Below are 13,830 nucleotides of genomic sequence, written 5' to 3' on the forward strand. Positions count from 1 at the left end.
ATGTATTGTAAATTTATAATATACATTGCAAATATATAATACACATGCTATGATGTGGGCAAATGGAATCATCCATACAAGTTGAACTAATATCGATTTTAGGAGAAAGGTGTGGCTAATGACGATGTTTAATCAAGCGATGACCGCGGATGCAACTGCAATTCCCCGACCGGAATTTCCCCGTCCCGATTGGGAGCGGAAAGACTGGTTTAATCTGAACGGCGCGTGGGCGTTTCGTTTTGATCCAAGCGGCGAGGGGATCAGCCAGTCCTGGCAAAACGATGGCGCATCGGCTTTCCGGGAGCAAATTCAGGTTCCTTTTTCCTGGTCAAGTCCATTGTCCGGCATCGGCGTCAACGAGCCCGGGATCGGCTGGTACCGGCGGACTGTGGCATGGCGGCCGCGTCATGGGCAGGCGCGGATTTTTTTGCGGTTTGGGGCGGCCGATTACCGCTGCGATGTTTGGGTCAACGGCGTTCATGCCGGATCGCATCAGGGCGGGTACGGCGCTTTTGAATTCGAAGTGACGGACACTTGGAAAAAGGATGAGGAAAACGCAATCGTCGTACGCGTGGAGGACCGGGACGAAGATTATCAGGCCCGCGGCAAACAAGGGTACGGGGAAATCCGCGGCATTTGGCAGCCCGTTTGGCTGGAGGCGCGCCCGGAAAACTTTGTCCGGGAGGCCAGGTTCCGGACGTTTATGGATGGACGGATCGAAGTGGAGTCTTTCATTATCTCCGGTGGGGATACCGAAGCGGAATTGTTCTTCCGCTTTGCCGAAGGCGCGGTGAACCATAAGGAACGGGTGCGGCTTACGGCCGGCGAAAATACGGTCCGCACTTCTTTTACGGTGGCAGATCCCCGTTTGTGGAGCCCGGACACCCCTTATTTGTATGAAGGGGAGATCGTTTTGTCCGGTTCGTTTGGCAGCGATCACATCAGCACTTATTTCGGAATCCGCGAAATCGGCACCGCCCGGTTCGGGGATCGCGATTACCGCTGGATCACGCTGAACGGAAAACCGGTTTATCTGAACGGCACGCTCGACCAGTCTTATCACCAAACCGGATATTTTACGTACCCAAGCGACGAGGAAATGAGGGACGAGATTTACCTCATGAAACGGATCGGGCTCAATTTCGTGCGGATTCATATTAAACCCGAGGAGCCGCGCAAGCTGTATTGGGCCGACAAGCTGGGCATTCTCGTGATGGTGGATATGCCCTGCTTCTGGGGTGCGCCGGATGAGCGGGCGCGAGCTTCCTACGAAAGTGAAGCCCGTGAAGTGATCGCACGGGACTACAATCATCCAGCGGTTTTTTCCTGGGTAATGTTCAATGAGACGTGGGGGCTGAAATCGGGAAAAGCGGCCGGCAGCCTGACCGGGGATGAATCGGGCAACATGAATTATTTGCCGGAGACTCAGGAATGGGTGCGGCAAATGTACCGTTGGGCCAAGAAAGCCGACCCGACGCGGCTGGTGGAGGACAACTCGGCCTGCAACTGGGATCACGTTGAAACGGATCTCAATACTTGGCATTTTTACATTAACGGTTATGAGCAGGTCCGGCAGCACGTGAGCGATGTGGTCGAGAAAACCTATCCCGGTTCCGAGCTCAATTATATCGGTGGGAACGTGCAGACGGACGCGCCGTTGATGAACAGTGAATGCGGCAACGTTTGGGGCATTGAGCACGGCGCGGGCGACAGCGATCTGGCGTGGCATTACCGGTACATGCTGAACGAATTCCGCCGCCATGACAAAATGTGCGGGTTCGTATTTACCGAATTCCGCGACGTGACGAATGAATTCAACGGTTATTACCGGCTAGACGGTGCGGAAAAAGACTTCGGCTACGGCGATTTTGTGCCGGGCATGACGATTGCCGATCTGCATTCGCCGGATTTTATCGTCATCGACGCGCCTCCGTGCCAAACGGTGCAAGGCGGCGAGCGGGCTGCCGTCTCTCTGCTGCGCTCCAGTTACTCCGACCGTTACCACGGCCGGACGCTGAAGCTGGACTGGGAGCTATGGTACGACCAGCTTGGCGTGCGCAAAGTGGCCGACCGCGGAGGGGTTCCCATCGAGTGGAACGGTTACGGCGTAGCGCCGCTTGAGCCGCTGAGCCTGACGATGCCGAACCAGGATGCCGTGGCCGTGCTGGCGGTTCGTTTATTGGATGAAGCGGGGAAAGCGATTACCCGGAATTTCATTGCATTTGACGTGCGCGGCGGCAAGGCGGACGGGACGTATGATGCTGGCTGCGGCCACATCAGCCTGCCGGTAGGCGGTTTTGCCGGCCAATCGTTTACGCACCATTGGGATGCGCTTCAGGGAGCCAAGGTGAGCGGTGCGGGGGCTGGCGCGTTTGCTTATGAGGTACGGCTTCCCGACCGCGAGTGGTTGGAATTGATCGGCGATATCGAGATCGTGTTTGAAGCAAGCGCCAAAAGAGTGCTGGCCCGCAACATCGAAGGGGTCAAAGCGCGCGAGACGGGCATCCATTTCATGCACGGCGCTGCCGCCGATGTGGAGCACAATCCGAACACGTACTACATGACGGACGAAGAGCGGCATAAATCAGAGGTCACCGTCAGCATCGACGGGGAGCCGGTCGGCACCGTTCACTTGCCCGACGACCCGGCGGACAGCCGCGGCGTGTTGTCCTGGCACTATCAGCCGGTGGCGAACCGCTTGGATGAAGCGGGATCATATGGCTATTTGTGCAAGGTGAAGGTGCCGGGGCGGATCGCCGCCAAGCTGGACCGCAGCCGCAGCTTCCGTCTGGAGCTCCAAGCGGGCGAAGGCGGGCTGGCGCTGTACGGGCGAAACGCCGGACGTTACCCGCTGGATATTCTGGTTTGTTATCGTTAAGCGGGGATTGGTAGGTCGGCCGGGCAACCTGGCGGGTAACCTGCTGAGCTACCCGCCGGATAGCCCATCGGGTAGCCCATCGGAAATCTAACGGTTGTAGTCGCCGCTATTTTCCGAAAAAAGACCTTTTCCAAACTCTAACGGTTGTGATTGACGTTATTTGCCTTAATTCAGGTAAAAGTGGCTAGTTTTAGGCGAAATAAGCGCTATGGCAACCGTTACAATTTCAAATCAGCGTTTTTGGCACAAATAGCGATTGTGGCAACCGTTAGAATCGTTTGTGGTCAGAAGCGCGTATCACTTTAGAGAAACAGCGGCAAACGAGACCTTGTTTTTGGGTCTTTTCTGCCGCTGTTTCTTTTTTCGTTTGGCCTTTCGCCATAAGTTGGGGGACACAGTTGGAAAATACATTTCTTGACACATTGCGTTTACAAGTGTAAACTTTGATTCGATCGATCGATTACATATGTAAACTTTAAATAGGAGGAGTTTATCATGTCGCAAATTCCGCGGATATCCGAAGCCGAATGGGAAGTGATGAAAGTGTTTTGGCAAAGCTCGCCGGCTTCAGCGAACGACGTAATAGAAGCGCTCAGTGACGACAAAGACTGGAAACCGGCCACCGTCAAAACCTTAATCAACCGTCTGCTGAAGAAGAAAGCGCTTGGCTTCCACAAGGAAGGGAAGACGTACCTGTACTCGCCATTGGTGACTGAAGAGGAATGTATAAAAGCGGAGAGCGAGTCGTTTCTGAAAAGGCTGTATGGAGGAGCGCTGAAGCCGATGTTCGTGCAGTTTCTGAAGGAAGAGAAGCTTACCGAGGAAGAAATCAAGGAACTCAAACAAATTCTCGATGAAAAGACGGATCGGCGATGACCGTGGCATGGAACGCGGCAATGATCCTGCTAAGGTGGTTGCCCGACTTTTTGGGCTGGCTGTTTCAAACCTCGATCATGGTCTCCGTTTTGGTCGGATTGGTGCTGCTGCTCAAATGGGCGCTGAAGGATCGGCTCCCGGTCAAATGGCAATATGCGCTTTGGCTGATTGTCCTCCTTCGGGCCTTGCTTCCGTGGGCTCCCGAAAGTTCCATCAGCATGTATAACCTGTTTTCCGTTTCCGAGCCAAGCGGCAGGATCGACGCATTAATTGCGCAGGTGGCAGAACAGCGGCATCCTGGCCCGGACGCGGCTGAACCGGCGGCGCAAGAGATCTCGCCGAACGGAGCTGCCGAGGTTAGCGGCCAAGCGTCCAAGATGGAGACCACGGCGTCCCCGGCGGATTCGTTCCAGCCGTCCGGCGGATTAACCTCCAAAGAGGGAGTTTACGCAGGCTTATTCGGATTATGGCTTATTGGCGTCATCGCTTTGTCCGTTTATTTGTTCCGCATCAACCGCAGGTTTGCTAAAAGCATCGTCAGCGGCTCCCATAGAACGGTAAACCCGGAGATGGAGGAACTGCTGCAGTCCTGCCAACACAAGCTTAGTATCCGCCGCAAAATTTCACTGTGGATCACGGATCAAGGAAGCGGCCCGGCGCTGCACGGACTATGGTCGCCGAAAATTTTGCTGCCCTCAACCATTGCAGACCAATTCTCCGCCAATGAGATCAAGTATATATTCCTCCATGAACTGGTTCATCACAAACGGAAAGATATCGCCGTCAACTGGGTGATGACGGCGCTGCTGATCCTGCACTGGTTCAATCCGGTGCTGTGGTACGCTTATCGCAAAATGAGGGAGGATCAGGAGTTATCCTGCGATGCGAAGGCCGTCTCATACATCGGTCAGGATGAAGCGAAGCAGTACGGACATACGATCATTAAGCTGCTGGAAACGTTAACGGCGAAGCCGCCGAGACTGCTGGCCACCGCCAACTTTTCCAAAAACCGTATGGAAATTAAAAGGAGAATTACGATGATTTCCTTATTTAAGAAAACATCATTGAAACGCACGGCTTTAGGACTTATCCTTGTCGCGGTTATCGTCAGCATTGCCCTGACCAATGCCAAGGGGAAGGAGGGGCTATCATCGCCGATTGTAGTCCCTTCCGGGGAGTATAGCATTAAGGATTGGTTATGGTACGACGATTACACGACCTCCGAGAAGCTTGGTCTGGTATCCAAACCGGACATTAAGGTGGAAGACAAGGGGTACACTTTTGAAATCGAAAGCGTGATGGCCGATAGTTCGCGCGTAGTGATTACGGCCAAGCATTTTGGACCGGATGGCCGCTTTCTCCAAATTCCGCTTGAGGACGGTGGCATTTTTATTAAGAATCGGGAGGGAAAGGTAGTTGCTACTCCAGCGGGATCGCCAGGTGGAACCCGACCTAATGTAGAGGAATATATATTCCTATTTAAGGACACGCCGCCGGATCAAATCGTGGTTCAAGGCAAGACGGACCATATTTGGGCGGATAAAAAAGACGACATCAAACGCGAAAAAATCGAAGTGAATTGGAATTTCGAGTTCACCTTGGATATGACCAAAGCAAAACGGCTGGGGACAAGTGAGGCGCTGAATGCAAACTATACCACGCCGGAAGGACTGCAAATGGAGATGAAGCAGTTTTTTCGCACCCCGAACGGACTACGTCTGGATATGGACCTCGACTTGAACGAAGAATTGGCAAAACAGGCCATTCCCGAATGGAGGCAAGATGTTGAACTTTGGTACCATCTCGAAACGGACGACCCCAATGAAAAAGTGAAGTATTTTGGGAGTAAAATAGGTTCCTATCGGGACCAGATTAGGGATGTGTATGATGCTGACTCCAGTGTAGTCCATTGGTCCAGAACATGGCCTTCATCCGTAGTATCACCGGAATTGAAAAACGTCCGGTTTGTACTTGACGAGTACAGCCTGCCGATTAAAAAAGAAGCTTCGGTAGAGATTGACCTGGATCAGTTGGCCAAGAAGCCCGTCGTATTTGAAGACGAAGGGGACAAGATCACTCTGGAGAAATACGGCTTTGAAACCGACCCTGATACGGGAAAAAGAATCCTGCGCTTAAGCGGGAACGGGTTATATGTAAACCGGGAGCACAGAGACGAATGGATCGCCCTGGATGTGGATGGAAAGACGTATTCCGTTCAGAAAAGAGTGGGTGGAAACGGTACAGAAGATGGGGGATGGATGATGGATGATTGGAATCTCATCATTGAGGATGTACCGGATGACATCTCCAAACTGACTTTGAAACGGACCGTCGTGGAGAAAAAATTCACCGATGCGAACTGGTCCGTCGATCTGCCGTCGTATACGACGCTGTCTTGGAAAAATAAATAGCTGCTTAAGCCCGGCCATGAAAATGGGCCGGGTTTTATGTATACCAAACATTTTCTACGCTAACGGTTGTCATCGTGCTTATTCTTGCAAAAACGCAGCGTTTTCTTTTTTAGCGGTTGGTCAAGCGCTGATTTTTGTTTTGAGCCAAATTGCAACTTTCGCAGCACGAAATCGGCAGCTAGTAGACCATAAATAACGTTAGCATGATGGCAAATGAAGACTTGAGAAAACGGCAAAATTAGTCTATTGAAGATCTCGGGAGACAACATAAAGGAAAAAAGGGGCGCTATTTCAGCGATAGCCCCCATGTTGCGTGAAATAGAGGAATTTTATGGCGCTATTCTCACGATTTGGTGGAGAAAGACCGCCTTTCGACCTGCTCATCGAAAAATAAGACCCAAAAGTTCCCCTATGGTGATGAATAGGCTCGAATTCGGAAAATAAGACCCTAAAGTTCCGCTATTTTGTGGGGACGATACTGAGCACAGGACTAATATAAAACAAAGTGATTCATGGCCCCTGTCCGCAGATAAGCCATATTATTTCCGGATCATTCTACTAGTAACTATAGACTTCTCTTACATGGATTGTTACATATTTTTCCATTCTACCTGTTGACCAGTGTTTAATTAAAGTATAATATAGAAATATATGGTTGTTTATTCCATTAATGAGTAAAGGAGGTGCTCACTCAATTGAAAACAATGGAAATAGTAGCAACAACGATTCGTGATCAGCTGGAAGGATTTTTAAAAAGAAAAAATATGACGTTAAATCAATTTTCCGAACTAACGCAAATTAATTCCGGAACGTTAAGCGGCATCATCAACGGTCATCGCCCCATTGCCATGCAGCAGCTCGACCGGATCACGGTGGGGATGGGACTTCCCGAAGGATATTTTTACGAGTTGTATATCGATGAATGTTTTTTTCAGGCCAGCCCGGATTGGCGCAGGCTGGTCCGTTTTTGCAGCGTTGTGCCGGCTTGAACAAGCTCGATTGTATCGAGCAAGTGGTTAAGTTGATGATGGATAATCTTTCTTACATACCACTGCTGTTTAATTTGGCTGAGCAGTTTTTTCAAGAAGGAAAGCGGGAAGCGGCCGTCATGCTTTATGAAGCGGTTGCTGAAAGTGAACAGAGACAGCATTCCGAGCGGCTGGCACTTTGCCAATACCGGTTATTCACGTTAGGGTTGTCCAAAGATCAGAATAAGAATTTATTACTGGCTTCACATTTTGAATATTTTGTCGATCGGCTTGATGAACCCTATCAACTGGATGCGCTAAATGAATTAATCAATGTGTTTGCTTCACTTCGCCGTTGGGATAAGGTAGCGGAACTGGCGGAAAAACTTAAAATCAGAGCGATGGTTCACTATGAGTTGAACGGAAGAAAGAAGTCGCCAGAAATTAAAAAGCAGATTATTGATTACATTTTTTATGCCTATTTAATCTTAGGTGAAACACATTTTCAATTTGGCAGATATGAAGATGCATTGCACTATGTTTCCTTGTATGCGGACTGCGATTGGGTACAAGATCCCGATGACAATGAGATCATTGTAATCCAGAAGTTTCAGGAATGGGCTGAGGGCAATCGTTACCTGTACCAACTAATGACCGGCAAAGTTGAAGTTCTACCGGAGTACTTAAAATATATTTCGACGAGAAAAAATGAAGTGTTTATAGCCTTATGTGAAATCGTGATTGCAGCTAACAAATTCGGTATCAATATCGATTCTGTACTTGCACACTATGAGTCCTTTTTGAAACATCAAGAACAACAAAGCCGTACTGGAAAAATTAGCTTGCATTATACTGATGATCGATTTGTAGGTTTGTTATCTGGTTTGGGATTCTATTATTTGAAGAAAAACGACTTTGATCGAGGGCTAAGATATGTCTTGAATAGTTTAGCATTCGCTATTGAAATTCGCAGCGGACACGATATGCTTAAATGTGTAGGGCTGTTTGAACAATACCGAGATTTCGCAAATGAAGATGCACAATTTCGGTATAAAACTTTGATTAGCGAGGTGCAGAAACTGAATGAAAAAGAAACTGGTTTTATTGGTCGCCCTTTGTAATTTTGTTATATTTGCAGCAACCCCGGTTGTGTCAACTCTTACTCCTATCGGAAACCCGACCAAACCTGTTATTACTACCTACGGTCATGGTGTAGGAAACTGAATTCTAACGGGGGATGAGCCTCCTGATATTCTTTTCCGGGAGCGCTTACTTCATTGATGTAAACAAGTATCCTTACCATTTATATATGGTAAGGATTCTTGTTTTTTAGCGGCTGAAAATCCTACCCGTTCAGCAGCTTGGCGAGTACCGTGCCGGACAACAGCTGGCCCAGCGATTTATCCAGCGGCAGCGGCTTGTTGCCGAGGCAGGTCCGCACCGCGGTCAGCAGGACGCGCACATCGTATTTGCTCGGGTGCACGGGGATCACTTCTTTTTCCAGCTTCAGCAGGCGGTAGACCGCCATCATTGCGGTTCGGACGGAATACTCCACCGTGAACACGCAGTCATCAGGCACTTCGGCAAACTGCCCGAGGAAAGCGAGGTTGACGCTGCCTTGCGGCACGACCTGCGGGCGGTCGCCCATGACGCGCGGCATGAACTGTGAAGTGATGTACGGCATCATGCACGGAATGACGTTGGTCGTATGGGCCAGAATTTCCGGGATGCGGTCCTTCAGCCCCATGTGGTAACAGAGTTCCTCAAAAAGCTCGCGTCCGGTGCAATCCGCCATCTTTTTGTTCACGTAATTGCCGACCGCATCGGGGAACAAGCCGTACGCCCACAGCACTTTAACGTTGTCCGGCTGGTTGATGAAATGCGGCTGCTTCGGCGCAGTCCACGACATCAGCCAGTTGGAATCCTTGATCGTCACCACGCCGCCCATTCCCGGCAGATCGCCGGTCAGCTCGAGCAGATAAGGAAACACGATGTCATCGTCGGTGAGGGTGATCGTAAAGGACAGCCATTTCGTTTTATCGATATCCCCGCAAAACACTTCCGGATGCCCAAAATCCGGGGATTTGGCGGCCAGTTTCTCCCATAAACTCCAGCAGCCGCGTTCCGTGACGGAACGATTTAGCACGGCGGGATGATTCAGGTCGCCTTTTGTGGCGTTTTCCGTCATCGAGCCGTTTGTCACCAGTACGAGATCATGGCGGGTCGTCGGAATCACCTTGGCTGCGCCGTTCACCTTTAAATGGATCGCGGTCACTACCTTTTCGCCGCCCGTCACATCGATATCCAGGTCGACGGCCTGATGCCCTTTGTCAAAGTGGACGCCATGGGCTTCCAGCCATTTCATCAGCGGGAGAATAAGAGAGTCGAACTGGTTGTATTCGGTATGCAAAATACCTTTAAGTTGGTTCATGCCGGAAATCAGATGCATAAAACGTTCCATATAACGCTTCATTTCCACCACGCTGTGCCAATTCTCAAACGCAAACATCGAGCGCCAGAAATACCAGAAATTCGTTTCCAAGAAGCTTGGCTCGAAAAACTGTTCAATCGTTGTTCTGCCCAACGTCTCCTCGGTCAGCATCGTCAGCTTGCCAAGCTGCAATGCATGCGCGGTCGACAGCCCCAACGTGGAGAAATCCGCTTTTTGCCCAGCGTTCTCCACCAGCCGGCAGTGCGACTCGATCGGCTCCTCCAGATTTAATTCGCGGAATTCGTCAAGCACCGTCCGGTCGGGATTAGTCAGTGAAGGGATGAAGCCGAACAGCTCCATAAAACACTCGAAATGCTCTTCGATTTCGCGGCCGCCGCGCGCGCTGTAGCCGTCTTTGGCGTTGCCCGCACCGTCCATCGAACCGCCGTAAACGCCCGACTCCTCGAGAATGTGGATGTTTTTCCCCGGCATATGCCCGTCGCGAATCAGGAAAGCCGCCGCGGCCAAAGAGGCGATTCCCCCGCCGACCAGGTAGGCTTTTCGCTTGGCGATTCCTTCCGGAACCCGCGGGTGAATTCTTTGATACGTTCCCATAAGTCATCTTCCTTTCTCCATGCGGATAGGTAGCTTGCTCATAATATACCTGCCGGAAAAATGGAAGGCCATGGACATCCATAGGCAAATGTCCATAGTTTGCACATTTGGGGAACATTGTATCGTTTATGATCAAAATGTGAATGGAACAAACGCCGGGCTTACCCGTGTTGAACATTTTCCAAGCTGCGGGCAAGGTTGCCGTCGAGGATTTTGCCGACTTTGTCGACGATTTCAACCGGGTCTGTGTTCGCCCCCGCCTTCAGCCACTGAATGACCTGTTCGAGGATGGCCAACGTGTAAAAATCGGCGACTTCTTGTTCGCAGCGCAAGCTCACGTCCATCTCCCGGGCAAGCTCATGAACGACTTCGATCGTCACGTCATAAATCACGCCGTACAGAAACTTCTCCAGATGCTCGCGTCCGAGCGAATGGAAGGTGTTCAGGCACATGGTTTTATTGTTTTGCGTATAACGCAGCACGCTTAGAAATCCCTGCTTCCAGCCGGCATAATTACGGTATGGCTCAAGCCCCGCGATAATCTCCGTTTGATATACCCAGCCGAGCAGCTCATAAATGTCCTGAAAATGATTGTAGAAGGTGTGCCGGGCGACGCCGCAGTCCGCCGTAAGCTGGCGGATCGTGATTTTGTTCAGCGGGACGGTCAGCATCAGCTTTTTTAAAGAACGGGCCAACGCGTTTTTGGTAATTTGGGAATACGACATTCGCGCCCTCCTGCAAAAATTTTAAAGATTCTATTATTAGGAATTTTATGATGAAATATGGGAATTCAGTCTAATTAGTATAACATAGATTAGGAGAGTAGCTCTCGGAGAAGATTCGCTGCAAAAATCCGGGCTGGTGAAAGGGCGGCTGGAGAGAGTACGTGGGTCTAATGGATATTCGGAAGATTTTCAACTCAATAACGGAAGAATTTTAACTGTACAAAAGCAGGACAGAAAAATAAGATGAAAGTGCCAAGATTTTACTATTCTGCAACATATTCTTCTTTTGTTCATCAAACCTCCATTTCATTCTCCTTTGAAAGCGCATACTTCCCCCGGTGGATTTCAACTTAAATTGGACAAGCGGCAGCGGCTTATGGGACAAGCATTAGATCGAAGCGGGATTTCATGAAGTTTTAACGGTGATTCCTTCGGCCCGATGAAACGTCGGTTCGGATTGGAATAATGCTATGCGAAAAAGGAGGTGAGGGCTAAACTTATTTTTTCAGAAAGGTGGACGTTGTGTTTCAAAGGATGGTGGCCTCTTATACCGATTGGAACAAAGTGACGGCGTACCAGGTACCGGAAGCGGTGTGCTGGTATGGAGAACTGAAGTAAACAATCCATGATGAGGAGTGATTCCATGTTTTCGAAACTTTTCAAACGAACGGCGGCGATGACTGCAGTTGCTGCTTTGGCGCTGACGCTGCTTCAGCCTTTCGGGATCCAAAGGAGCTATGCCGCCGAAGCTCGTGTCGATAATCCTTTTTTGGGTGCGACGATGTATGTGAATCCCGATTATGCGGCGCTGGTAGATACCTCTATCGCCCAAGTTAGCGATGATACGCTGAAGGCGAAGATGGAAACCGTCAAGTCGTACCCGACGGCTGTTTGGCTGGACCGCAGGGCGGCCATTGCCGGCGGTGAGGCGAACGGCGGCCGGAAAAGCCTGGTGGAAACCATGGACGAGATACTTGCCCAGAAGCAGGGAGATACGCCGATTGTAGCCACCTTCGTGATTTACAACCTGCCGGGCCGGGATTGTCACGCTTTGGCTTCCAACGGCGAGCTGCCCTTGACTGCGGCAGGTCTGCAGACTTATAAAACGAGCTTCATTGATCCTATCGTCGAAGTATTCTCCGATCCAAAATACGCCGATATTCGGATTGTCGCGGTTGTCGAACCCGATTCGCTGCCGAATCTGGTGACGAACCTGAATGATCCGAAATGCGCGCAAGCCAATTCGACCAACATTTACCGGGATGCAACGCGGTATGCCCTCGAAAAGCTGCATGCCATTCCTAACGTCTACAACTACATGGACATCGGCCACTCCGGTTGGTTAGGCTGGGACAGCAACCGGCAGCCGGCCATCGACCTCTTTACGTCGGTCGTCGCCGGGACTCCGGCCGGACTTGCCAGCGTGGACGGCTTTATCACCAATACGGCCAACACGACTCCATTGGAGGAACCGTATCTGACCGACCCGAATTTGACGATCAACGGGACGCAGTTGAAATCCGCCAAGTATTATGAATGGAATCCTTATTTTGACGAGGCGGATTTCACCGCGGCCCTGTATTCCGGATTCGTGGCCAAGGGCTGGCCGTCCAGCATCGGCTTTCTGATCGATACTTCCCGCAACGGGTGGGGCGGTCCGGACCGGCCGACCGGTGCCAGCGGAACAACGGTGGATGCGTATGCCAATTCCGGACGCATCGACAAGCGTCTCCATCGCGGGAACTGGTGCAATGCCAGCGGCGCCGGGATGGGTCAGCCTCCGCAAGCCGCTCCGGCGGGTTATTCGGCCTCTCATCTGGACGCTTTCGTATGGGTGAAACCTCCGGGTGAATCGGACGGCTCCAGCACCGAAATTCCCAACGATGAAGGCAAAGGGTTCGACAGAATGTGCGACCCGACTTATACCAATGCCAACGGCACGCTGACCGGCGCGCTGCCGGGTGCTCCGATTTCCGGACACTGGTTCCATGACCAATTCGTTCAACTGGTTCAAAACGCATATCCGGCCATTCCGGCTAACGGCGGCGAGACACCTGACGTTCCGGCAGCGCCAACCGGCCTGACCGCGGCTGCGGGCAATGCGCAGGTCACGCTTAGCTGGACGGCATCAAGCGGCGCCACAAGCTATACCGTGAAGCGGGCCACGACCAGCGGCGGGCCGTACACGGCCGTTGCGACGGGCGTTACCGCTACAAGTTACACGAACACCGGCCTTACGAACGGCACAACGTACTATTATGTAGTCAGCGCGGTGAACAGCGCCGGGGAAAGCGCGAATTCGGCCCAAGTAGCCGCCACCCCGAGCGGCGGCGGAACCGGCACCGGGGATCTGGTGCTGCAATACCGCACCGGGAATACGAACGCCACAGACAATCAAATCAATCCCCAGTTCAATATCAAAAACAACGGGACGACCGCTGTTGATTTGAGCACGTTGAAGTTGCGTTATTACTTTACGAAGGACGGCAGCCAGGATTTGAACGCTTGGATCGATTGGGCCCAACTGGGCGCGTCGAACATTGAAAAAACGTTCGGCACCGTATCCGGGACGGACGCGGACACCTATATCGAGCTTAGCTTTACCGCCGCGGCCGGGACGCTTGCCGCAGGAGCGCAGTCCGGCGACATCCAGCTGCGGATATCCAAGACCGACTGGTCCAACTTTGACGAGAGCAACGATTATTCGTATGATGCCGCCAAAACGGCTTATGCCGATTGGGATCATATCACCCTTTACCAAAACGATACCCTGGTTTGGGGCGTAGAACCGTAATAAACGAAACGACATACGCTTGACGGCGTACAAAGCGGGGAAGGCTGGCCTGTTCTTCTCCGCTTTTTTCATAGAATAGATCAGAAGAATTTCAACCTAATAGCAGAAGAATTTAAACTATACAAAAACAGA

The 13,830-nt window shown here is 51.2% G+C and carries 8 protein-coding genes; 6 read left to right on the forward strand and 2 right to left on the reverse strand.

The features are described from left to right. The first annotated feature begins 118 nt into the window (after positions 1–118). From EHV15_RS14755 to EHV15_RS14770, 5 genes are all read left to right on the forward strand, one after another. Positions 119–2,878 (forward strand): glycoside hydrolase family 2 protein, encoded by a 2,760-nt coding sequence (locus tag EHV15_RS14755; protein WP_246061570.1) that lies wholly within the window; start codon positions 119–121, stop codon positions 2,876–2,878. Positions 2,879–3,370: 492 nt separating this feature from the next. Next, the gene (locus EHV15_RS14760) at positions 3,371–3,754 is read left to right on the forward strand and encodes a BlaI/MecI/CopY family transcriptional regulator (protein ID WP_425464472.1); all 384 of its coding nucleotides are present in this window, start codon (positions 3,371–3,373) and stop codon (positions 3,752–3,754) included. Then, positions 3,751–6,165 carry a M56 family metallopeptidase gene (locus tag EHV15_RS14765; RefSeq protein ID WP_128631875.1) on the forward strand — a complete coding sequence of 805 codons (2,415 nt, stop codon included), beginning with the start codon at positions 3,751–3,753 and terminating at the stop codon, positions 6,163–6,165. Before EHV15_RS14760 ends, EHV15_RS14765 begins: the two co-directional genes overlap by 4 nt. A gap of 704 nt (positions 6,166–6,869) precedes the next feature. Next, entirely contained in the window at positions 6,870–7,154 is a 285-nt protein-coding gene (locus EHV15_RS37345) for a helix-turn-helix domain-containing protein (RefSeq protein ID WP_342774086.1), read from the forward strand. Between the two features lie 35 nt (positions 7,155–7,189). After that, the gene (locus EHV15_RS14770) at positions 7,190–8,254 is read left to right on the forward strand and encodes a tetratricopeptide repeat protein (RefSeq protein ID WP_246061572.1); all 1,065 of its coding nucleotides are present in this window, start codon (positions 7,190–7,192) and stop codon (positions 8,252–8,254) included. A gap of 224 nt (positions 8,255–8,478) precedes the next feature. Here the strand turns inward: EHV15_RS14770 and EHV15_RS14775 are convergent, their stop codons facing one another. Further along, positions 8,479–10,179 (reverse strand): oleate hydratase, encoded by a 1,701-nt coding sequence (locus EHV15_RS14775; RefSeq protein WP_128631876.1) that lies wholly within the window; start codon positions 10,177–10,179, stop codon positions 8,479–8,481. 161 nt (positions 10,180–10,340) lie between these two features. Then, positions 10,341–10,904, reverse strand: coding sequence for a TetR-like C-terminal domain-containing protein (locus EHV15_RS14780; RefSeq protein ID WP_128631877.1), 564 nt, complete (start codon positions 10,902–10,904; stop codon positions 10,341–10,343). Positions 10,905–11,547: 643 nt separating this feature from the next. Between EHV15_RS14780 and EHV15_RS14785 the strand changes: the two genes are divergently transcribed. After that, a complete protein-coding gene (locus tag EHV15_RS14785) occupies positions 11,548–13,698 on the forward strand; it encodes a glycoside hydrolase family 6 protein (protein ID WP_128631878.1) in 2,151 nt (716 codons plus the stop codon). The last annotated feature ends 132 nt before the right edge of the window (positions 13,699–13,830 follow it).

Origin of the sequence: Paenibacillus oralis, assembly GCF_003863965.1 — a bacterium.
Classification (GTDB): Bacteria; Bacillota; Bacilli; order Paenibacillales; family Paenibacillaceae; genus Fontibacillus; species Fontibacillus oralis.